The organism is Pseudomonas urmiensis (assembly GCF_014268815.2).
Taxonomy (GTDB): Bacteria; Pseudomonadota; Gammaproteobacteria; order Pseudomonadales; family Pseudomonadaceae; genus Aquipseudomonas; species Aquipseudomonas urmiensis.
The window spans coordinates 4941792-4964362 of the sequence record NZ_JABWRE020000001.1; the positions used below are offsets into that span (position 1 = coordinate 4941792).

20 protein-coding genes are annotated in these 22571 nt (G+C 62.3%); 7 read left to right on the forward strand and 13 right to left on the reverse strand.

The genetic code is table 11. From position 1 onward, the window contains the following. Nucleotides 1-85: 85 nt before the first annotated feature. The 7 genes from HU737_RS22390 to HU737_RS22420 all read right to left on the reverse strand — a co-directional run bounded on the left by HU737_RS22390 (nt 86) and on the right by HU737_RS22420 (nt 9581). Entirely contained in the window at nt 86-988 is a 903-nt protein-coding gene (locus tag HU737_RS22390; RefSeq protein WP_186553049.1) for a response regulator, read from the reverse strand. Nucleotides 989-1151: 163 nt separating this feature from the next. Continuing rightward, nucleotides 1152-1922 (reverse strand): phosphate signaling complex protein PhoU, encoded by a 771-nt coding sequence (phoU, locus tag HU737_RS22395; RefSeq protein WP_186553050.1) that lies wholly within the window; start codon nt 1920-1922, stop codon nt 1152-1154. 148 nt (nt 1923-2070) lie between these two features. Next, entirely contained in the window at nt 2071-2904 is an 834-nt protein-coding gene (gene pstB, locus HU737_RS22400) for a phosphate ABC transporter ATP-binding protein PstB (protein ID WP_186553051.1), read from the reverse strand. Nucleotides 2905-2977: 73 nt separating this feature from the next. After that, a complete protein-coding gene (pstA, locus tag HU737_RS22405) occupies nt 2978-4648 on the reverse strand; it encodes a phosphate ABC transporter permease PstA (RefSeq protein WP_186553052.1) in 1671 nt (556 codons plus the stop codon). Nucleotides 4649-4665: 17 nt separating this feature from the next. Then, the gene (locus tag HU737_RS22410; RefSeq protein ID WP_186553053.1) at nt 4666-6954 is read right to left on the reverse strand and encodes an ABC transporter permease family protein; all 2289 of its coding nucleotides are present in this window, start codon (nt 6952-6954) and stop codon (nt 4666-4668) included. A 138-nt stretch (nt 6955-7092) separates the two neighbouring features. Beyond that, nucleotides 7093-8091 carry a phosphate ABC transporter substrate-binding protein PstS gene (locus tag HU737_RS22415; protein ID WP_186553054.1) on the reverse strand — a complete coding sequence of 333 codons (999 nt, stop codon included), beginning with the start codon at nt 8089-8091 and terminating at the stop codon, nt 7093-7095. Nucleotides 8092-8291: 200 nt separating this feature from the next. Further along, nucleotides 8292-9581 (reverse strand): MFS transporter, encoded by a 1290-nt coding sequence (locus HU737_RS22420; RefSeq protein ID WP_186553055.1) that lies wholly within the window; start codon nt 9579-9581, stop codon nt 8292-8294. 359 nt (nt 9582-9940) lie between these two features. On the opposite strand from HU737_RS22420, the gene HU737_RS22425 reads away from it, so the two are divergent. Together HU737_RS22425 and HU737_RS22430 are read left to right on the forward strand one after the other, a co-directional pair. After that, nucleotides 9941-10339, forward strand: a complete 399-nt coding sequence (locus HU737_RS22425) for an acyl-CoA thioesterase (protein WP_003253317.1) — start codon at nt 9941-9943, stop codon at nt 10337-10339. 70 nt (nt 10340-10409) lie between these two features. Then, nucleotides 10410-11306 carry a D-hexose-6-phosphate mutarotase gene (locus HU737_RS22430; RefSeq protein WP_186553056.1) on the forward strand — a complete coding sequence of 299 codons (897 nt, stop codon included), beginning with the start codon at nt 10410-10412 and terminating at the stop codon, nt 11304-11306. 106 nt (nt 11307-11412) lie between these two features. Here the strand turns inward: HU737_RS22430 and HU737_RS22435 are convergent, their stop codons facing one another. The 5 genes from HU737_RS22435 to HU737_RS22455 form a co-directional block, all read right to left on the reverse strand. Then, complete coding sequence (locus HU737_RS22435) at nt 11413-11946, reverse strand: DUF3299 domain-containing protein (protein ID WP_186553057.1); 534 nt, start codon at nt 11944-11946, stop codon at nt 11413-11415. A gap of 49 nt (nt 11947-11995) precedes the next feature. Further along, on the reverse strand, nt 11996-12241 hold the full coding sequence (locus tag HU737_RS22440; protein ID WP_119137131.1) for a GlsB/YeaQ/YmgE family stress response membrane protein: 246 nt from the start codon (nt 12239-12241) through the stop codon (nt 11996-11998). Nucleotides 12242-12337: 96 nt separating this feature from the next. Further along, on the reverse strand, nt 12338-13420 hold the full coding sequence (locus tag HU737_RS22445) for a 5-(carboxyamino)imidazole ribonucleotide synthase (protein WP_186553058.1): 1083 nt from the start codon (nt 13418-13420) through the stop codon (nt 12338-12340). 10 nt (nt 13421-13430) lie between these two features. After that, a complete protein-coding gene (purE, locus tag HU737_RS22450; RefSeq protein ID WP_186553059.1) occupies nt 13431-13922 on the reverse strand; it encodes a 5-(carboxyamino)imidazole ribonucleotide mutase in 492 nt (163 codons plus the stop codon). Between the two features lie 172 nt (nt 13923-14094). Next, nucleotides 14095-15024, reverse strand: a complete 930-nt coding sequence (locus HU737_RS22455) for a LysR substrate-binding domain-containing protein (protein ID WP_186553060.1) — start codon at nt 15022-15024, stop codon at nt 14095-14097. A gap of 180 nt (nt 15025-15204) precedes the next feature. Between HU737_RS22455 and aspA the strand changes: the two genes are divergently transcribed. From aspA to HU737_RS22475, 4 genes are all read left to right on the forward strand, one after another. Next, nucleotides 15205-16629, forward strand: coding sequence for an aspartate ammonia-lyase (aspA, locus tag HU737_RS22460; RefSeq protein ID WP_186553061.1), 1425 nt, complete (start codon nt 15205-15207; stop codon nt 16627-16629). Nucleotides 16630-16792: 163 nt separating this feature from the next. Beyond that, nucleotides 16793-17785 (forward strand): AraC family transcriptional regulator, encoded by a 993-nt coding sequence (locus tag HU737_RS22465; RefSeq protein ID WP_186553062.1) that lies wholly within the window; start codon nt 16793-16795, stop codon nt 17783-17785. A gap of 271 nt (nt 17786-18056) precedes the next feature. Beyond that, nucleotides 18057-19103, forward strand: a complete 1047-nt coding sequence (locus HU737_RS22470) for a histone deacetylase family protein (protein WP_186553063.1) — start codon at nt 18057-18059, stop codon at nt 19101-19103. After that, nucleotides 19100-20203, forward strand: coding sequence for a polyamine ABC transporter substrate-binding protein (locus tag HU737_RS22475; protein ID WP_186553064.1), 1104 nt, complete (start codon nt 19100-19102; stop codon nt 20201-20203). The genes HU737_RS22470 and HU737_RS22475 overlap by 4 nt, the downstream gene beginning before the upstream one ends. 118 nt (nt 20204-20321) lie before the next feature. Here HU737_RS22475 and pdxR read toward each other — a convergent pair whose 3' ends face one another. Beyond that, entirely contained in the window at nt 20322-21848 is a 1527-nt protein-coding gene (gene pdxR / locus HU737_RS22480; protein WP_186553065.1) for a MocR-like pyridoxine biosynthesis transcription factor PdxR, read from the reverse strand. Nucleotides 21849-21937: 89 nt separating this feature from the next. Here pdxR and HU737_RS22485 point away from each other — a divergent pair, with 89 nt between their 5' ends. Next, nucleotides 21938-22567, forward strand: coding sequence for an FMN-binding negative transcriptional regulator (locus tag HU737_RS22485; RefSeq protein ID WP_186553066.1), 630 nt, complete (start codon nt 21938-21940; stop codon nt 22565-22567). Nucleotides 22568-22571: the final 4 nt, after the last annotated feature.

A 22571-nucleotide genomic window follows, 5' to 3' on the forward strand; every position in this document is an offset into this window, starting at 1 on the left:
CTGGATCAGGCAGTGCGCGCCTCATCGCGGGGCAAGCTCGCTGCCACGAGCTGGGCTTGCCCCGCGATGAGTCCTGAACCGGCGCTCAAGCGCCCGGGGTGAAGTGCTTCTGGGTAGTCCCGCGGGCAATCAGCCGCGACAGGTAGTCGAGCTTCTGCGCATCCTGGTCGACGAACTTGAACGTCAGCTGCAACCAGTCGCTCTCTGGCTTGGGCTCCAGCGCTGCTACGGCATGCAGATAGCCGTTGAGCCGCGCCACCTCGGCGTTCTCACCCTGCTCCAGGTCCAGCACCGCGCCTTCCAACACTTGTGGCAGATTGGCGCTACGACGCACGACCAGCAGCGCCTCCTTGAGGCTCAACGCCTTGATCACGCATTGCTGGGTGCCGCTGGACAAACGCAACTGGCCTTGGCCGCGCCCGCTCTGCGCAGCGGCAGCCGCCGTACGCGGTGTCGGGGCATTGATCAGCGGTTTGGCAGCTGCTGGAGCCGGCGCTGGCGCGACTTTGGCCGCTTCAGGCCGTCCACCGGTCAGGGCGCTGAGCGAATCGTTGGCGAACGCCGAATTGACCCGCGCCGGCCCACCTGCCAGCAGGCTGTCCAGCTTGCCGATCTTGCTCAGCGACTTCTTCACCTTGGTCAGCAGCTGCTCGTTGGTGAACGGTTTGCCGACGAAGTCGGAAACGCCGGCCTGAATCGCCTGAATAACGTTTTCCTTGTCACCGCGGCTGGTCACCATGATGAACTGCAGGGCTTTCATTTCAGGCTGCTGGCGGCACCAGGTGAGCAGTTCGAGGCCAGACATCTCCGGCATCTCCCAGTCGCACAGGACCAGGTCGTAGGTTTCCTTGCTCAGCATCGCCATGGCCTTGCGACCGTTGACCGCGTCTTCGATGACCATGCCGGGGAAGGCATTGCGCAGGCACTTCTTTACCAGGTCACGGATGAACGGCGCGTCATCCACAACCAGCACATTGACTTTACTCATCAACACTCCTCTTGATCCCGACTAGCATACCGCTGACTGATGGCCATTTGCCAAACCACTGGTCACGCCGGGAGTTCTCACATTGTTCGCGGGTGCCTGCTGGCTGCTCGACCGCAAACGAAAACGCCCGGCACAGGCCGGGCGTTCATGCTCGGGAGCAATCCTATTTATCGTCCGATTCAGCCGGAACATTAGCGATTTCAACCTCGACCCCGGCGTTGCCTTCGACTTCCGCCTTCATCCGCTTGAGGCCCAGGTGGCGCACGTCAGTGCCGCGCACCAGGTAGATCACCAGCTCGGCGATGTTGCGTGCGTGGTCGCCGATCCGCTCCAGCGAACGCAGGGCCCAGATCACGCTGAGGACACGCGAGATCGAACGCGGGTCTTCCATCATGTAGGTGACCAGCTCGCGCAGGGCAGTCTTGTATTCGCGGTCGATGGTCTTGTCGTACTGGGCCACCGACAGGGCCAGCTCGGCATCGAAGCGGGCGAACGCGTCCAGCGCGTCACGGACCATGTTGCGCACCTGATCGCCAATGTGGCGCACCTCGACGTAGCCGCGCGGCGACTCGCCTTCCTCGCACAGCTGGATGGCGCGACGGGCGATCTTGGTCGACTCGTCACCGATGCGTTCCAGGTCGATCACCGACTTGGAGATGCTGATGATCAAGCGCAGGTCGGACGCCGCAGGCTGGCGACGAGCGAGGATGCGCACGCATTCCTCGTCGATGTTGCGCTCCATCTGGTTGATCTGTTCATCGACTTCACGCACCTGCTGAGCCAGGCCAGAGTCGGCTTCGATCAGCGCAGTGACGGCGTCGTTGACCTGCTTCTCGACCAGCCCACCCATCGCCAGGAGGTGGCTGCGAACCTCTTCAAGCTCGGCGTTGAACTGCTGGGAGATGTGATGGGTAAGGCTTTCTTTGTTGATCATGCGTTCGCTCCGCGAGCTGCAAGCTTCAAGTGTGTTCGTGTGGGAGCGGGCTTGCCCGCAAAGCAGGCGCCTACGGCGCATGGCATGGGCTTCGCCCTTGTTCGCGGGCCAGCCCGCTCCCACAGGGTCCGAGTCGTTCCTGCGGCCTCTAGCCGTAACGACCGGTGATGTAGTCTTCGGTCTGTTTCTTCGCCGGGTTGGTGAACAGCGTATCGGTATCACCGAACTCGATCAGTTTGCCCATGTACATGAACGCGGTGTAGTCCGAGACACGCGCCGCCTGTTGCATGTTGTGGGTAACGATGACGATGGTGTACTTGGATTTCAATTCGTAGATCAGCTCTTCGACCTTCAAGGTCGAGATCGGGTCGAGTGCCGAGCACGGCTCATCGAGCAGCAGCACTTCAGGCTCGACGGCAATGGTACGGGCGATGACCAAACGTTGCTGCTGACCACCGGACAGGCCCAGCGCCGACTCGTGCAGGCGGTCCTTGACCTCATCCCACAGGGCCGCGCCCTTGAGTGCCCACTCAACGGCCTCATCGAGGGTGCGTTTCTTGTTGATGCCCTGGATGCGCAGGCCGTAGACCACGTTTTCATAAATGGTCTTGGGGAACGGGTTAGGCTTCTGGAACACCATGCCGACCCGCCGACGCAGCTCGGCGACGTCTTCGCCCTTGCGGTAGATGTTGTTGCCGTACAGGTTGATCTCGCCTTCGACGCGGCAGCCATCGACCAAGTCGTTCATGCGGTTGAACGTGCGCAGCAGGGTCGACTTACCGCAGCCGGACGGGCCGATGAAGGCGGTCACGCGCTGCTTGGGGATGTTCATGCTGACGTCGAACAACGCCTGCTTGTCGCCGTAGTACAGGGACAGACCGGGCACTTCGATGGCCACGGTCTCTTCGGCCAGGCGCAGGCTCTGCTTGTCGCGACCCAGGGCCGACATGTCGATGCCGTGGGTGTGGGATTCTTGCTGCATGGTCAACTCCATACGCTATCAATTCGTTTCAAAGCGCCGCCCGGCTCGCGGGCGGCATGCTTGCTAATCAGACTCAGTGGTCGAGCGCCTTGTACTTCTCGCGCAGGTGGTTACGGATCCACACCGCCGAAAGGTTGAGGGTGGCGATCACCAGCACCAGCAACAGCGCGGTGGCGTACACCAGCGGTCGCGCGGCCTCGACGTTCGGGCTCTGGAAGCCGACGTCATAGATGTGGAAGCCCAGGTGCATGATCTTCTGGTCCAGGTGCAGGTAAGGGTAGTTACCGTCCACTGGCAGCGATGGCGCCAGCTTGACCACACCCACCAGCATCAGCGGCGCCACTTCACCGGCGGCACGTGCCACGGCGAGGATCATGCCGGTCATCATCGCCGGGCTGGCCATTGGCAGAACAATCTTCCACAGCGTCTCGGCCTTGGTCGCGCCGAGGGCCAGCGAGCCCTCGCGCACGGTCCGCGGGATCCGCGCCAGACCTTCTTCGGTGGCCACGATCACCACCGGCACGGCCAGCAGGGCCAGGGTCAACGAAGCCCACAGCAGACCTGGAGTCCCCAGGGTTGGCGCCGGCAGGGCTTCAGGGAAGAACAGCCGGTCGATCGAACCACCCAGCACGTAGACGAAGAAGCCCAGGCCGAACACGCCGTAGACGATCGCCGGAACACCCGCCAGGTTGTTCACCGCGATGCGGATCAGCCGCGTTACCGGGCCCTGGCGGGCATATTCACGCAGGTACACCGCAGCCAGCACGCCGAACGGGGTGACGATCACGGCCATGATCAGGGTCATCATCACCGTACCGAAGATGGCCGGGAAGATACCGCCCTCGGTGTTGGCTTCACGCGGGTCGTCGCTCAAGAACTCCCAGACCTTGGCAAAGTAGGTGCCCAGCTTGGTGAAGGTACCCATGCCGTTTGGCTGATAGGCATGCACCACCTTGTCCAGGTTGATCTCGACTTCGCGGCCATTGCCATCACGGGCAACCAGGCTGTCACGGCTGAACTCGCTGTGCAGCGCGCCCAGGCGGTCTTCGATGGTCTTGTAGCGGCTGTTCAGCTCGGCGCGCTCGGCGTCCATGTCCGCCTGAGCAGCGGCGTCCAGCTTGCCGTCGAGCTCAAGCTTACGGCTGTGCAGGCGCAGGCGCTCCAGGCCATGGTTGATCGCGCCGATGTCTTTCTTCTCAAGGGTCTGCAGCTCGCCGGCCAGTTTGCTGGCACGCTTGAGGCGCGCTTGCAGTTCGGTCCAGGCCGCTTGGCCTTCGGCGACGACCTTGCCGTTCTCCTTGACGCTGACCAGGTAGCCGTAGAAGTTGCCCCATTCGCGACGCTCCAGGGCGATCAGTTCGGCGGGGGTGGTTTGATCCACCAGCCAGTCACCGACCACCCAGGTGAAGTCGCTGCCATTGAGGTCGCGGTTGCCGACCTTGATCAGCTCGCGGGTCATGAACTCCGGGCCGTTATCCGGCACCGGCAGACCGGCGCCCTTCAAGCGCGCCAGCGGTACTTCTTCCTTCTGTACCACTTCACCGATGACTACATGATCAGCCTGGCCCGGCACCTTATAGGTGGCCTGGATCAGGTCGGCCGGCCAGAAGTGGCCCAGGCCACGCACGGCGATCACCGCCAGCAGGCCCACGGTCATGATCACTGCGATGGCGACCGCGCCACCGCTGATCCAGACGCCGGGGGCGCCGCTCTTGAACCAGCCTTTGAGGGAATCCTTTTTCACGGATCTCTACCTTTCTATCAAAGCGACGAGTATTTCTTGCGCAGACGCTGACGAATCAGCTCGGCCAGGGTGTTCATCACGAAGGTGAACATCAGCAGTACCAGCGCGGCGAGGAACAGCACGCGGTAGTGGCTGCCGCCGACTTCCGACTCGGGCATCTCCACCGCGACGTTGGCGGCCAGGGTACGCATGCCTTCAAACAGGTTCATTTCCATGACCGGGGTGTTACCGGTGGCCATCAACACGATCATGGTCTCGCCCACTGCACGGCCCATGCCGATCATCAGCGCCGAGAAGATACCCGGGCTGGCCGTGAGGATGACCACGCGGGTCAGGGTTTGCCAGGGCGTGGCACCCAGCGCCAGCGAACCCAGGGTCAGGCTGCGTGGCACGCTGAACACGGCGTCTTCGGCGATCGAGTAGATGTTCGGGATCACCGCGAAGCCCATGGCGATACCGACTACCAGGGCGTTGCGCTGGTCGTAGGTGATGCCCAGGTCGTTGCTGATCCACAGGCGCATGTCGCCGCCGAACCACCAGGTTTCAATGAACGGGCTCATGTACAGGGCGAACCAGCCGGTGAACAGGATCACCGGGATCAAAATCGCGGCTTCCCAGCCATCCGGCACACGCAGGCGCAGCGATTCCGGCAGGCGGCTCCAGGTGAAGCCGGCCAGCAAGATACCGATCGGCATCAACAGGAACAGGCTGAACACACCCGGCAGGTGGCCTTCAAGGTACGGTGCGAGGAACAGGCCGGCGAAGAAGCCGAGGATCACCGTCGGCATCGCTTCCATCAGCTCGATCACCGGCTTGACCTTGCGGCGCATGCCAGGGGCCATGAAGTAGGCCGTGTAGATCGCTGCGGCAATGGCCAGCGGCGCCGCCAGGATCATCGCGTAGAACGCGGCCTTGAGGGTACCGAAGGTCAGTGGCGAAAGGCTCAGCTTAGGCTCGAAGTCGGTGTTCGATGCAGTCGACTGCCAAACGTACTTGGGCTCGTCGTAGTTCTCGTACCAGACCTTGCTCCACAGTGCGCTCCAGGACACTTCCGGGTGCGGGTTCTTCAGGCTCAAGGGCAGCAGCTTGCCGCCTTCTTCGATGAAGATACGGTTGGCGCGTGGCGACAGCGCGAGGATACCCGCGCCTTCGGCGGCAGGCTCGACCAGCAGGGTACGATGCGCGGTGCTGTGGAACACGCCGAGCTTGCCGGCGCTGTCCAGGGCGATGAAACCTTTGCGGCGCTCTTCGGCGTCGATCTGCACCACCGGGGCGTTGCCCATCTGGAAGCTGCGAATCAGCTTGAAGCGCTGCTCGCCATCCGGGTCGCGGGCCATGAACCACTGGCTCAGGCCACCTTTGGAATCACCGAAGATCAGCGAGATACCGCCGACCAGCTGGGCACTGGCGGTGATCTCGGCCTGGCCGTCGTCGAGCAGCTTGTAGCGACCGTTGAGGCTCTTGTCGCGCAGGCTGAACACGTCGGCCTGGGCGCGACCGTTAACCACATACAGCCATTGCTGGCGCGGGTCGATGAAGATCGCCTTCACCGGCTCGGTCATTTGCGGCAGGTCGATGCGGTTCTGCTCGCTGGTGACCTCACCGGTCATCATGTTCTCTTCGCGAGTCAGCTGGGTCACCAGCAGTTGCGAACCGTGCGAACCGGCTACCGTGACGGTCTCGCCGTTGACGTTGACGCTGACGTGCTCAAGCGCGCGGCCCTGCTCGTCGAGCACGAACGGTTCCTGGCCATACGGGAAATCGATGCCAGGGGTAATGGTCTTCTTGTTGTCCGGGTAGGTGATCTTGTAGGTGTGGTGGAACACCACCGCCTGACCATTGGACAGGCCCAGCACGATTAGCGGGCTACCCGGCTGGTCGGTACTGATCGACGTCACCTGGGCGCCTGCCGGAACGGGCAGGTTCACGCGATTGATTTCAGCACCGCTCTTGGTGTCGAAAAACAGCGCCTGGCCTTTATCGGACACACGCATGCCGACCAGGTTTTGCTCCTCGAGGGCGATCATCAGCGGTTTGCCGGCATCCTGCTGCAGCCAGGTCGGCTCCAGGGCCTTCTTGCTGGTCAGTTCGGCGCCCTGGAACAGTGGCAGCACGACATAGGCCAGATAGAAGAAGATCAGGGTGATTGCCGCCAGCACGGCAAGCCCGCCCACCAGTACATACCAGCGGGTCAGGCGATCCTTGAACGCACGCATTTTGCGCTTGCGTTGCAACTCGGGCGTATTGAAATCAATCCGCACGGGGGGAGAATTTTGGGTCATGGTGGAGTTGGCCAGATCATTCATGCGCACACCCTAGCGGTCCCGTATTACAAAAACATGACAGTGCATTGACGCAAAAAAGCCCGCCGCTCAGGAGTTCTGGCTTCGGACCGAGAATGGGTGGGAGGGCTAGCCGCAGGCCAGCCCTCACCGGGGTCTCACTTACTTCTTGGCAACGTTACCGTTGTGCGACAGACCGAGGTCAGCCATGGCCTTGTCGACCACTTTCTTCGGCAATGGGATGTAGCCATCCTTGACCACGACCTGCTGGCCAGCTTGCGACAGGACCAGCTTGATGAACTCGGCGTCCAGCGGGGCCAGAGGCTTGTTCGGCGCCTTGTTGACGTAGACGTAGAGGAAGCGCGACAGCGGGTAGGTGCCATTCAGGGCGTTGCTTTCGTTGTCTTCAACGAACTCCCCGCCTTCTTTCTTGGCCAGGGCTACAGTCTTGACGCTGGCGGTCTTGTAACCGATGCCCGAGTAGCCGATGCCGTTCAGCGAGCTGCTGATCGACTGCACGACCGAAGCCGAGCCAGGCTGTTCGTTGACGTTAGGCTTGAAGTCGCCTTTGCACAGGGCTTCTTCCTTGAAGTAGCCGTAGGTGCCAGATACCGAGTTACGGCCGAACAGCTGCACTGGCTTGTTGGCCAGGTCGCCAGTCACGCCCAGGTCGCCCCAGGTTTTCACGTCGGCTTTGCCGCCGCACAGGCGAGTCGAGGAGAAGATCGCATCGACCTGCGCCATGGTCAGGCCCTTGATCGGGTTGTCCTTGTGCACGAATACGGCCAGGGCGTCGACGGCAACCGGGATGGCGGTTGGCTTGTAGCCGTACTTCTGCTCGAAGGCCTGCAGCTCGACGTCCTTCATCTTGCGGCTCATCGGGCCGAGGTTGGCGGTGCCCTCGGTCAGCGCGGGTGGCGCGGTGGAGGAGCCGGCAGCCTGGATCTGGATGTTTACGTTCGGATATTCCTTCTTGTAGGCCTCGGCCCACAGCGTCATCAGGTTGGCGAGGGTGTCGGAACCTACGCTGGAGAGGTTGCCCGAAACACCGGTGGTCTTGGTGTAGGTCGGGATTGCTGGGTCGACAGCGGCTACCGCATTGGCGGTGGCAACGCCAGCGGCGGCGAAGGTAAGGGCCGCCATCAAACGCTTCAGTTTCATGCCTTGCTCCTAGCAGGAATATTTGGGGTGTTGGATGGATCGGGCCCAAGTATCTGCAGGCCGCATGAACACGATATGACTCCAATGTGACAATTGGATGAAAGGCCATCACCGCGAATGCGGGATGGCCTTTCAGGATGTTTCAAGGTTATGCGGATAGGCTGCAAATCAGCCCCAAATCCTCAAGCCTTACCGATTACTCAGCGCTTGTTCGCCAACAGGTAAAGCCCCACCAACAGACCAACGGCGCACAAACCCGCCACATAGTAAGCAGGCGCCATCGGGCTAAGCTTGAGCAACGCCGTCACCACCATCGGCGTCAGACCACCGAAAATGGCGTAGGCGACGTTGTAGGAGAATGACAACCCACTGAACCGCACCACCGCCGGGAACGCCTTGACCATCACATACGGCACTGCGCCAATCACCCCGACGCACAGGCCAGTCAGCGCGTACAGCGGGAACAGCAGGTCCGGCCGAGTCGGCAGGCTGTGGTAGAACGTCCACGAGGTCACCAGCAACGCCAGGCTGCCGATCACGAATACTCGCCCAGCACCAAAGCGATCCGCCAGACTGCCGGAACCAATGCAGCCCAGGCTGAGCAGCACGATCGCCAGGCTGTTGGCCTTGAGCGAGTCGGTCGGGCTGATGTGATAGAGACTCTGCAGCAGCGCCGGGGTCATCAGGATCACCACCACGACGCCAGCCGACAGCAGCCAGGTCAGCAGCATCGACAGGATGATCGCCCCGCGGTGATCACGCAGCACCGCGCGCAGTGGCAGCTCTTCAGCCAGCGCCTTGCGCTGCTGCATCTCGGCGAACACTGGGGTCTCGTGCAACCAGCGGCGCAGGTAGACCGCGAACAGGCCGAACACACCACCGAGCAGGAACGGAATCCGCCAGGCGTAATCCGCCACTTCCTCGACGGTATAAACCGTGTTGATCAGCGTCGCTACCAGCGAGCCCAGCAAAATCCCGGCGGTAAGCCCGGCAGTCAGCGTGCCGCAGGCGTAGCCGGTGTTGCGCGCCGGCACATGCTCGGAGACGAACACCCAGGCGCCCGGCACCTCTCCACCAATCGCCGCGCCCTGAATGACCCGCATCAACAGCAGCAGGATCGGCGCCCACAGGCCGATCTGCGCGTAGGTTGGCAGCAGGCCCATGATCAGCGTCGGCAGGGCCATCATGAAGATGCTCAAGGTGAACATCTTCTTGCGCCCCAGCAGGTCGCCGAAGTGCGCCATGACGATGCCGCCGAGCGGGCGCGCCAAGTAACCGGCAGCAAAGATGCCGAAGGTCTGCATCAGGCGTAGCCATTCGGGCATGTCTGGCGGGAAGAACAGCTTGCCCACCACCGTGGCGAAGAACACGAAGATGATGAAGTCGTAGAACTCCAGCGCGCCGCCCAGGGCGGACAATGAGAGCGTCTTGTAGTCACTGCGGGTCAGCGGCCGCGAGGGCTGCTCGATACTGCTGGGCACGGAGGTCATCGATTATCTCTTGTAGGTCGTGCAGGCCGCTTGGCACGCGGCTTCTGGATTGGTGAGCAGCGAAGATAGCAAATTGGCGCGCTACGCTCATAGCGATACAAAAACACTACAGATATACATGAATGCGCGGTCGTCGCTGGCTGTGAGGCTCTATATACTGCCCATTCGTAGCAAAAGGTTGCTCCCGATGTGGGATGTTGTGCGAAAACGCCGGTCACTATGCTCAGGCGGTTTCGCAGAGTTTCCCTTCGGCCGCCCTGCGAAGCGAAATCAGCGTAGTATGTTTTTAGCTGAATCGATTTCTCGGCGTCCTTCATTGCGCCAACCAACGAAGCGTCACGGGTCAGAGGCCCCACGGCATGATTGAGCTCGAACAAGAAGATCCTATCCCGCAGGGCGACCTGGCCTTGCAAATTACTGCGTTACCCCGCGAAACCAACGGCTTTGGTGACATCTTCGGCGGCTGGCTGGTCGCGCAGATGGACCTGGCCGGCACCGCCATGGCTAGCCGTGTCGCAGGCGGCCGGGTGGCCACCGTGGCGATCGACCGCATGGCCTTCCTGGTCCCGGTAGCGGTAGGCGCACAACTGTCCTTCTATACCCAGACCCTGGAAATCGGCCGCAGCTCGATCCAGATGATGGTCGAAGTGTGGAGCGACGATCCGCTGTCCAGCGAATGGCGCAAGGTCACCGAAGCGGTGTTCGTGTTCGTCGCCATCGATGGCAGTGGCCGTACCCGTTCTGTGCCTCGTCGCTGAGTCTGGCTGGCGGTAAACTCGTTGCAAGGCACAAGGTCCAAGGCCTACATGCAATCAACGAGACAAGCGTATGGCTAATTTCAAGGTTGAAACCGAGCTCCACGGCGAGCTCAATTGCTGGCGCATCAGCAGCGCTCATGCCGAACTACTGATCGCCCAGCAAGGCGCACAGATCCTCAGCTATCAGCGAATCGGCGAGCCGCCGTTGCTGTGGCTGAGCGACCAGGCCATCTTCCGCCAGGGTAAATCCGTGCGCGCCGGGGTACCGGTGTGCTGGCCGTGGTTTGGCAACTTGCAGCGCAACCCCGAATCCGTCCAAGCCATGTACAAAGGCGACCAGGCTCCGGCCCACGGGTTGGCGCGCGGACGCGACTGGCAATTGCGCAGGGTCGAAGAGGTCGGCGCCAACCTTCAGATCGAGTTCGAACTGCCCGAGGCGCAAGGCGATCTGCCCGGCTGGGCGCATGAGGTCGAGTTGAAGCTGCTGATCGAGCTGGGTGAGCAATTGCGCGTGACTCTGACCAGCTACAACCTGGGCAACGACAGCGTGACCATCAGCCAGGCCCTGCACAGCTACTTCGCCGTCAGCGACGTACGCCAGGCGCGCGTTGAGGGTGTGCAGGGGCTGGACTACATCGAGACCCTGGCCGATTGGCAGCAGCGCACGCAAACCGGCGCGCTGGGCTTTGCCGGGGAGACCGACCGGATCTATCTGCACACCCCTGAGCGCTTGAGCATTGTCGACCCGCACTGGAATCGACGGATTACCCTGGCCAGCAGCGGCTCGCGCTCGGCAGTGATCTGGAACCCGTGGACCGAGCGAGCCAAGGAGCTGGCGGACATGGCCGATGATGGCTGGCAGCGGATGCTGTGCATCGAGACGGCGAATGTCTGGGATGATGTGGTGGTGCTCAGGCCTGGGGCGAGTCATGCCCTAAGCGTGGTGATTGGCAGCGAGGCGCTCTGATCTGACCGACCTCATCGCGGGGCAAGCCCTCTCCCACGCCAGCCTCCTGATGACGCGGGCTGCGTGGGAGAGGGCTTGCCCCGCGATGAGGCCGGCTCAGATTCCATCAGAGGTCGGCATCCTCCACCACCCTCACCTGCCCTGCATCCAGCGCATACGCCGCATCCGCCAGGTCATTGCTGACGGTTTCCACCTTCAACGTCCCGCTGACCCACAGCGGCGTATAGATGTCATCGATCTTCAACCCGTGCGGATAGCGCACCAGCACCAGCTGGTTGGGCGGCGGCGGCGGCACGTGGATGCAGGCCCCTGGATACGGCACCAGGAAGAACAATGTGCTGTTGCCCTTGGCATCGCTCTCCAGCGGCACCGGATACCCACCCAGGCGAATCTGTTTACCATTCATCGCCGCTACGGTCTTGGTCGAGTACATCACCGCCGGCAAGCCTTTGCTCTGCTTGAGGCCGCCCTTGTCGGTGAAGGTGCCCATCGCTTCCGGCGAGTTGTGATCGATTTCCGGCATCAGCTCCAGCGCCTTCTGGTCCGACTTGGGCATCAGTTCGAGCCAGTCGGTTTCAGGCAGTTCGGCGTGAGCCAGGCTAGCTAACAGCAACATCGGGATAAGGAAAAACGCACGCATAAAAAATGCCCGGCAACTCAGGTGGAATTGCCGGGCATTCTATCTGGAATCAGCGTTTCTTGATCAGACCGTAGATCACCAGGAGCACGACGGCGCCAACCAGTGCGCCGAAGAAGCCTGCCGCTTGCCCGGCCTGGTAGATGCCCAATGCCTGGCCGCCATAGGTGGCCAGCAGGGAGCCGGCGATACCCAGCAGGATGGTCATGATCCAGCCCATGCTGTCGTCCCCAGGCTTGAGGAAGCGGGCCAGCAGGCCGACGATCAGGCCGATGAAGATGGTTCCAATGATGCCCATGGCAATCCCTCTGATATGAAGATGAAACAAGCCAAAGCCTAGTCAGCGCTTTGGCTTGTTGCCATTTCAGAGGCCTTGCTGGCCACAGAGGTTCAATCAGCCGGCGATCAACGCCTCAACTTCGGCGATCTTGTCTTGCAGGGTGGCCATGTCCGAGCAACGCAGGGTGGCGTGACCGACCTTGCGGCCAACCTTGAAGGCCTTGCCATAGTGGTGCAGGTGGCAGTCGTCGAGGGCGACGATCTTGTCCACTGCCGGCACTTCGCCGATGAAGTTGAGCATGGCGCTCTCGCCGACCTTGGCAGTCGAGCCCAGCGGCAAGCCGGCAATGGCGCGCAGGTGGTTCTGGAACTGGCTGCACTCGGCGCCTTCGATGGTCCAGTGCCCCGAGTTGTGCACGCGTGGGGCGATTTCGTTGGCTTTCAGGCCACCGTCGACCTCGAAGAACTCGAAGGCCATCACGCCAACATAGTCGAGCTGCTTGAGCACACGACCGACGTAGTCTTCAGCCAGCGACTGCAGCGGGTGGTCTTCGCTGGCCACCGACAAGCGCAGGATGCCGCTCTCGTGGGTGTTGTGCACCAACGGGTAGAAGCGGGTTTCGCCATCGCGGCCACGCACGGCCACCAGCGACACTTCGCCCGTGAACGGCACGAAGCCTTCCAGCAGGCATGGCACGCTGCCCAGTTCGGCAAAGGTGCCGACCACGTCTTCAGCGCTGCGCAGCACCTTCTGGCCCTTGCCGTCGTAACCCAGGGTGCGGGTCTTGAGCACAGCTGGCAGGCCAATGCTGGCGACTGCCGCATCGAGGTCCGCCTGGGACAGGATGTCGGCGAACGCCGGGGTGGGGATGCCCAGGTCGCGGAACATGCTCTTTTCGAACAGGCGGTCACGGGCGATGCGCAGCGCTTCGGCGCTCGGGTACACCGGGACGAACTGCGAGAGGAATGCCACGGTCTCGGCCGGGACGCTTTCGAACTCGAAGGTGACCAGGTCGACTTCGTCGGCCAACTGGCGCAGATGGTCCTGGTCGCCGTAGTCGGCACGCAGGTGCTCGCCCAATGGCGCGGCGCAAGCGTCCGGCGCCGGGTCGAGGAAAGCGAAGTTCATGCCCAGCGGAGTGCCCGCCAGGGCCAGCATGCGGCCCAACTGGCCGCCACCGATTACACCGATCTTCATGTCGTAAGCCTCAAGCCAGACGCGGGTCAGGATTGTCCAGGACGGTTTCGGTCTGCTCCGTGCGGAACTGCTTGAGCGCCGCGTGGAACTGCGGGTGCTTGGCACCGAGAATGCTCGCCGACAGCAGTGCGGCATTGATCGCGCCAGCCTTGCCGATGGCCAGGGTGGCAACCGGAATACCGGCTGGCATCTGTACGATCGACAGCAGCGAGTCGACGCCCGACAGCATCGACGACTGCACTGGCACGCCGAGCACCGGCAGATGAGTCTTGGCGGCGCACATGCCTGGCAGGTGGGCGGCGCCACCGGCACCGGCGATGATCACCTCGATGCCGCGGCCTTCGGCCTCATCGGCATACTGGAACAGCAGATCCGGGGTGCGGTGGGCGGAAACCACCTTCACTTCGTAGGGAATGCCGAGTTTTTCCAGCATATCGGCGGTGTGGCTAAGGGTGGACCAATCGGACTTGGAGCCCATGATCACGCCAACCAGTGCACTCATCGTCGAGCCTCTTCGCTTGTGCGCCCGCAGGCGCGTCAAAAAACAACAAGCCACGCGGGACGACCGGCGTGGCTTGTTTGCTGATCATGACCGGAATCTATCCGGTCGAGGGGCCGCGCAGTATAACGTAACGCGATAGCATCCCGGCACCCCTGGCGACCAACTGTCGGCCTTATTTTTCGGGGGTTTGGCTGACTTTTGGGTCAACTGCGCCGCCTTCGAGCTTACGCCACAGCAAGCGCACGTTGGCCTTGCGCACCAGGGCGCAGCGGTACAGGCGAATTTCCAGCGGCACGTGCCAGGCGCTGCTGCCGCAAACGGCCAGCTCACCGCGGGCCAGTTCGCCCTGCATCGACAGCCGTGGCACCCAGGCCACGCCCATACCCTCGAGGGCCATGCTTTTAAGGCTGTCGGCCATCGCCGTTTCATAGACAGTGGTATAGCGCAGGTTGCGCTGGCGCAGCAGAAGGCTCACCGAACGCCCAAGGAATGCTCCAGCGCTGTAGGCCAGCAGCGGCACGCTGGCGTCACCCTCCAGATCGAACAACGGTTTGCCGTCAGGGCCAACGGCGCACACCGGCAGCATCTCGGTGGTGCCCATGTGCAATGACGGGAAGATCTCGGCGTCCATCTGCAACGCTGCATCGGGGTCATAGAAGGCCAGCATCAAATCGCAGCCACCTTCGCGCAAGGCATGCACGGCATCACCGACGTTGGTCGCGACCAGGCGCGTGGCAATGTTCAAACCATCGTTGCGCAACTGCGCCACCCAACGGGGGAAAAACCCCGACGCCAGCGAGTGCGCCGCCGCTACCTGGATAACCTCACCCTGGCCACCTTCGAGATGATGCAAATGGCGCAAAACTTCGCTCAACTGGTCGACAACCGTACGCGCCGTGACGAGAAACAGCTGCCCCGCTTCGGTCAGTTCGATTGGCGTGCGGGAACGATTCACCAAGGTCAGCCCGAGTGCCGCCTCCAGGCTGCGTATGCGTCGACTGAAGGCTGGCTGGGTGACGAAACGTCGCTCCGCCGCCTGGGAAAAACTACGCGTTGAGGCCAGCGCGCTGAAATCTTCCAGCCATTTGCTTTCGAGGTTCATGAAGCCATCTCCCGGCGTGCACCAAAATGGAACACGCTCGAATGTCAATTGACGTCACATCAATCACTATGCCGTTTGTGCATAGGTTAGCGTCTAACAGCATTGGCCGACAAATCTGCCCCGGCCTAGGATTGGCGCCATTCCGGCAGGTGCCGGGTCAAACTCGAGATGATATCCATCATGTCCTCCGCTGCATCGTTCCGCGTCGAAAAAGATCTGCTTGGTACCCTTGAAGTCCCTGCCGATGCCTACTACGGCATCCAGACTCTGCGCGCTGCCAACAACTTCCACCTCTCCGGTGTTCCGCTGTCGCACTACCCGAAACTGGTAGTCGGCCTGGCGATGGTCAAGCAGGCAGCTGCTGACGCCAACCGTGAGCTGGGGCACTTGAGCGATGCCAAGCACGCCGCTATCAGCGAGGCTTGCGCCCGTCTGATCCGCGGTGACTACCATGAGCAGTTCGTGGTGGACATGATTCAAGGCGGTGCTGGTACTTCTACCAACATGAACGCCAACGAAGTGATCGCCAACATCGCGCTGGAGGCCATGGGTCACCAGAAGGGTGAGTACCAGTACCTGCACCCCAACAACGACGTGAACATGGCGCAGTCGACCAACGACGCCTACCCGACCGCGATCCGCCTGGGTCTGCTGCTGGGTCACGACGCCCTGCTGGCCAGCCTCGACAGCCTGATCCAAGCCTTCGCGGCCAAGGGTAAAGAGTTCGACCACGTCCTGAAGATGGGTCGTACCCAGCTGCAAGACGCCGTGCCGATGACCCTCGGCCAGGAATTCCGCGCCTTCGCCACCACCATGACCGAAGACCTCAACCGTCTGCGTTCGCTGGCGCCGGAACTGCTCACCGAAATCAACCTGGGTGGCACCGCCATCGGTACCGGCATCAACGCCGACCCGGGCTACCAGATGCTGGCAGTACAGCGCCTGGCGACCATCAGCGGCCAGCCGCTGGTTCCGGCTGCCGACCTGATCGAAGCCACCTCCGACATGGGCGCCTTCGTGCTGTTCTCCGGCATGCTCAAGCGTACCGCGGTCAAGCTGTCGAAGATCTGCAACGACTTGCGCCTGCTGTCCAGCGGCCCACGCACCGGCATCAACGAAATCAACCTGCCAGCGCGTCAGCCAGGCAGCTCGATCATGCCAGGCAAGGTCAACCCGGTAATCCCGGAAGCGGTCAACCAAGTGGCCTTCGCCATCATGGGCAACGACCTGGCACTGACCGTCGCCGCCGAAGGTGGCCAGCTGCAGCTGAACGTGATGGAGCCGCTGATCGCCTACAAGATCTTCGACTCGATCCGCCTGCTGCAACGCGCCATGGACATGCTGCGCGAGCACTGCATCGTCGGCATCACTGCCAACGAACAGCGCTGCCGTGAACTGGTCGAGCACTCGATCGGCCTGGTCACCGCCCTGAACCCGTACATCGGCTACGAAAACGCCACCCGTATCGCCCGCGTTGCCCTGGAAACCGGCCGCGGCGTACTGGAACTGGTGCGCGAAGAGAAGCTGCTGGACGAAGCGATGCTCAACGACATCCTGCGTCCGGAAAACATGATCGCTCCACGTCTGGTGCCGCTGAAGGCGTAACCGACGACTGCAACCTGTCTCACCAGGTTTGAGGGACTAGACACCTCTCGACCTTTCAAGGGCCCGAGCGCACGCTCAGGGCCCTTTTTTTATCCCGGCCCTGAACAGACGCCCGGCACACAACTTGCTCCATAATGCCTCCCAACCCACGGGATTGCCGAGCATGCTGCACAGCCACCTGACCACCCTCAACGCCGTTTCGCTGATTCTCAAGGTTTTCCAAGAGAGCGGCTGCGATGCGTCGAGCCTGCTAGCCGGCAGCGGCATTGGCCCAGCGGACCTGGGCCATGCCGATGCGCGCATCACCACCCAGCAAGAATTGCAGGTGTGCGCCAACGCCGTGGCCCGGCGCGAGGAGATCGGCCTGGAGCTCGGCCGGCGCATGCATGTGTCGTGCTACGGCATGCTTGGTTACGCCTTGCTCTCCAGTGCCACTTTGGGTGACGCCCTGCGCCTGGCCCTGCGCTATCCGGCACTGCTGGGAACAGTTTTCGAGCTTCGCCTGATCGACGATGGCCAGCGGATCTGGTTCAGCGCCAGCGATTACCGCGACAGCCCAGCGCTGGCGACCTTCAATGCCGAGTTCTGCCTGGTGTCGCTGAAAACCATCTGCGACGACCTGCTCGGCCGCCCGCTGCCGTTGCTGGCAGCACGCTTCGAACATGCCCAGCCCAGCTATCACGCGCTTTATAGCGGTGCATTCCCCTGCCCGTTGGGGTTTGCCGCCGGCGACAACGCCTTTGCCTTCGAACGGCGCTGGTTGGACATGCCGCTGCCGTTGGCCGATCCGGTGACCCACAAGGCCATGAGCGAGCGCTGCCGGCAGTTGAACCTTGAGTTCACCGGGCGCCAGGCCTGGCTGGGGCGGATTCGCCAGCTGCTGATCCAGCAGTTGGACGCAGCGCCTGGGCTGGAAGGTTTGGCGCGACAGATGAACTGCTCGTCGCGCACCCTGCGCCGCCATCTGCAAGCGCTGGGCAGTAGTTATCAACAGCTGCTGGATGAGCTGCGCTTCGAGCGAGCCAAGCAGCTGCTGGCCGAGGACCAAATGCCGATCTATCGGATTGCCGAGACCTTGGGCTTCAGCGAGACCGCCAGTTTCCGCCATGCCTTCCAGCGCTGGAGCGGCGTGGCGCCTAGTCATTTTCGCGGCTGATCGGCAGCGCCTCCATCGCGGGGCAAGCCCGCTCCCACGCAGTAGCGTTCACGCGTTGAATCCTCGTTGGAAATCCTCATGTGGAATTCACGTGAGGAATGCTCGTGTGGAATTCACGTGGGAGCGGGCTTGCCCCGCGATAGCGAAAGCACAAACGACAACGGCCATCGAACCTGGCCACATCGATCCCCTTTTGGCCACCACCATCGTTCTCCACCACCGGCCAGCCACTGACAATGGACCAACGCCAGTAACCTTCGGAGAACAACAAATGCTGACGATCTATTCCGATGATCACCGCCTGCACCACGGCCGTTGCGAGCTGATCGATGGCAAGCTGATGCCTTGCTTCGAGATGCCCTCGCGCGCCGATCATGTCCTTGATCAAGTCAACAAGCGCAACCTGGGCCCAGTCCAAGGCCCGACCGATTTCGGCCGTTCACCGCTGCAGCGGATCCACAGCGCCGACTACCTGAACTTCTTCGAAGGCGCCTGGGCGCGCTGGGCCGCACTGGGCCATGACGGCGACTTGCTGCCGTTCACCTGGCCGGCACGCACCCTGCGCCAGGTCAAACCCACCGGGCTGCACGGCGAGCTGGGCTACTACAGCTTCGATGCCGGCGCGCCGATCACCGCTGGCACCTGGCAAGCAGCCTACAGCGCCGCGCAAGTCGCGCTGACTGCCCAGGCAGCCATCCAGCAAGGCGCCCATTCGGCGTTCGCCCTGTGCCGACCACCCGGGCACCACGCCGCTGGCGAAGTCATGGGCGGCTACTGCTACCTGAACAACGCCGCCATCGCCGCCCAAGCGTTTCTCGACCAGGGCCACAGCAAGGTGGCGATCCTCGACGTCGACTACCACCACGGTAACGGCACCCAGGACATCTTCTACAGCCGCAACGATGTGTTCTTCGCCTCGATCCACGGCGATCCGGTCGATGAGTTCCCGTTCTTCCTCGGCTATGCCGACGAGACCGGCGAGGGCGCTGGCGAAGGCTGCAACATCAATTATCCATTGCCCGCCGGTAGCGACTGGGCGGCCTGGAGCCAGGCCCTGGAAGACGCCTGCCAGCGCATCGATGCCTATGCAGCGGACGTGCTGGTGATATCCCTGGGCGTGGACACCTTCAAGGATGACCCGATCTCGCAGTTCAAACTCGACAGCCCCGACTACCTGCAAATGGGCGAGCGCATCGCACGCCTCGGCAAGCCGACCTTGTTCGTGATGGAAGGTGGCTACGCTGTTGAGGAAATCGGCATCAACGCGGTCAATGTGCTGGAGGGCTTCCAGCGCGCCCAACCAGGAGCCAGGCCATGAAACGACTCAAGCGACTGTTTGCCCCCTTGCTGGTCGCCGGCCTTGCCGCTGGCGCCCTGCAAGCCCATGCCGAACAGCGCACCCTGCGCGTCTACAACTGGTTCGACTACATCACCCCGCAGACCCTGACCGACTTCCAGAAGGACAGCCAGGTCAAGCTGGTCTACGACATCTTCGACACCAACGAGGCGCTGGAAGCCAAGCTGCTCACCGGCAACTCCGGGTATGACGTGGTGGTGCCGTCCAACGTGTTCCTGGCCAAGCAGATCGAGGCTGGCGTGTTCCAGCCGCTGGAGCGCAGCAAACTGCCGAACTGGCAGCACCTGGACCCGGCACTGATGAAGCTGATCGAAGCCAACGACCCCGGTAACAAGTTCGCCGTGCCCTACATGTACGGCACCGTGCTGATCGGCTTCAACCCAGACAAGGTCAAGGCCGTGCTCGGCGCCGATGCCCCGGTGGACAGCTGGGACCTGATCTTCAAGGAAGAGAACATCGCCAAGCTCAAGCAGTGTGGTGTGGCCCTGCTCGATTCGCCGTCCGAGATCCTGCCACTGGCGTTGAAGTACCTGGGCCTGGACCCTAATAGCGGCAAGCCGGATGACTACAAGAAAGCCGAAGCACTGTTGCTGAAGATTCGCCCGCACATCACCTACTTCCACTCCTCCAAGTACATGGCGGACATCGCCAATGGCGATATCTGTGTGGCCGTAGGCTACTCCGGCAGTTTCTCCCAAGCCGCCAACCGCGCGCGCGATGCCAAGAATGGCGTGGTGGTGGATATGCGCCTGCCCAAGGAAGGTGCGCCGATCTGGTTCGATATGCTGGCGATTCCGAAAGGCGCGGCCAATCCTGAGGATGCGCATGTGTTCATCAACTACCTGCTGCGGCCTGAGGTAATTGCCCCGATCAGTGACTTTGTCGGGTATCCGAATCCGAACAAAGATGCGACGCAGAAGGTCAGCCCAGCGATTCGGAACAACCCGAATCTGTATCCGACCGAGGAAGCGATGGCCAAGCTGTACACGCTCAAGCCGCTGCCACGGGATGCCGAACGGGCGCGGACTCGGGCTTGGACGCGAATCAAGTCCGGGACCTGATTGGAGATCTTGGGGCTGCGACGCAGCCCATCGCGGGGCAAGCCCGCTCCCACGCAACGATCCCTAGAGCGCTCGTGGGAGCTGGCGCAGCCTGCGATGGGCCGCAACGCGGCCCCAGCTACCTCCACACCTTACGCAAGCGCATCAACGCATCGGCAATCTGCGCCTGCGGCACCGCCGCAAACCCCAGCACCAGCCCCGCGCGCTTATCCACAGGCACCTCGCTGTCCTCCAACCAATAACTACTCAGCGGATTCACCTCCACCCCTACCGCCTCGGCCTGTGCGACCAATTCACGCTCGCGGGCAAGGTTATCCACAGCCACTTTCACATGCAGCCCCGCCGACACCTCCGGCATCGCCCCCAAGCCGGCAACCCCCTCCGGCCACCCGGCCTTGAGCACATTGCGCCGGCTCAACGCCGCCCGGCGCATGCGACGGATATGCCGCAGAAAATGTCCCTGGGCCATGAACTGGGCCATCACACACTGGGTACCCACTTCCGAATGCCGCACCGCCAAGGCGCGGGCCTGACTGAACGCCTCGACCAAACGCTGCGGCAACACCAGGTAACCCAAGCGCAGCGCGGGAAAGGCAATCTTGCCGAAGGTGCCGACGTACAGCACCCGCCCCTGCCGATCGAGTGCCGCCAACGGCGCCAGCGGCGCGCCGCTGTAGCGGTACTCACCGTCGTAGTCGTCCTCGATGATCCAGCCATCCTGGCGCTCGGCCCAGGCCAGCAGCGACAAACGCCGGGCCAGGCTCATGGTCACCCCTGTGGGGTACTGATGGGCCGGCGTTACATAGGCCAAACGACAATCAGCCAATTGTGCGAGCTTGGCGCAATCGAGCCCCTCGTCATCCACTGGTACCCCACGCACTCGCCCACCGGCGATGGCAAAGGCGTGCCCAGCGGCGCGATACCCTGGGTTTTCCACAGCCACTGCCTCGCCAGGCTGCAATAGCAGCTGTGCACAAAGGCTGATTGCCTCCTGTGCGCCACTGGTGATCACAATTTGTCCAGCGCTGCACGACATGCCCCTGGAGCGGCGCAGGTAGGCGGCAATCAGTTCACGCAGCTGAGGCTCTCCTGCCGGGTCGCCATAGCCTAGCTGCGCAGGCTCTGGATTTCGCCAGAAACCCGCTTGCAGCTTGGCCCACACGTCGAATGGGAATAGATCGAAGGCAGGAATACCCACCCGAAACGCCCGCGGTGGACCGCTTCTGGGCGCAGGCAAATGATGATTTTTCAGACGCTCAAGAGGCTCGCTGGAGCGGTCACTGCTGGACAAATCCACAGTATCAGACACAGAAAATGTGGATAACCCTGTTGATAACCTACGGGATAACCCTGTGGACAGTTGTGTGGATAGTTTTGGCAGCTGGCTTACATAGGTGCCATCCCCTACCCGGCTTTCGATGTACCCCTCGGCATACAACTGGTCGTAGGCGCGCACTACGCTGTTGCGCGAAAGCGCCAACATACTGGCCAGATCGCGGGTGGCCGGCAGCCGTGTGCCGCTGCTCAGGCGCCCATCCAGCACCCGCGCGCGCAAAGCCTGGTAGAGCTGCTGGCTCAGGCCGCGACGTTGGTCGAGGACGATCCCAGCCGGGTCGAAGGGCAACACGATGGGGTGATCGCTCATGGGATTGGACCTATCAAATCTGTCTTGAATGGCTCTTAACCTAGACCAATAGCCTGCCTAGGATGAAGCCATTCGACAAGGAACCTGCCATGTACAACAGCAAACCCCATCAGGAGCACGACCTTGGGCGCCTGCACCAGCAGATGCTGGAAACCCGCCTGGCCGTGCTGGTGACGCATGGCGAGCAAGGCTTGCTCGCCAGCCACCTGCCGGTGCTGATCGACACAGGCGAAGGCGAGTTCGGCACCGTCTACGGCCACTTGGCCAAAGCCAACAAGCAATGGCAGGCGCTGGAGCAAGGCGGCGAAGCGCTAGTGGTGTTCGCCGGCCCCGACGCCTACGTCAGCCCGAGTTTCTACCCAAGCAAGGCCGAGCAGCACAAGGTGGTCCCCACCTGGAACTACCTGGCCGTGCATGCCTACGGCTGTGTTCAAGTGATCCACGATGCAGCCGGCCTGCTGGACATCGTCAGCCGCCTGAGCGACCTGCATGAGCAAGGGCGCAGCGAGCCGTGGAGTGTCAGTGACGCGCCCAGTGACTACATCGACGGCATGCTGCGCGCGATTGTCGGTTTCCGCTTGCCCATCACCCGCCTGCAAGGTGCGCGCAAACTCAGTCAGAACCGCTCGGCCGAGGACATCGCAGGCGTGCGCGAAGGCTTGGCCAGCAGCGCCGATCATCAGGACCAACAACTTGCCGCGCACATGCGCCCACTCTGAAGGA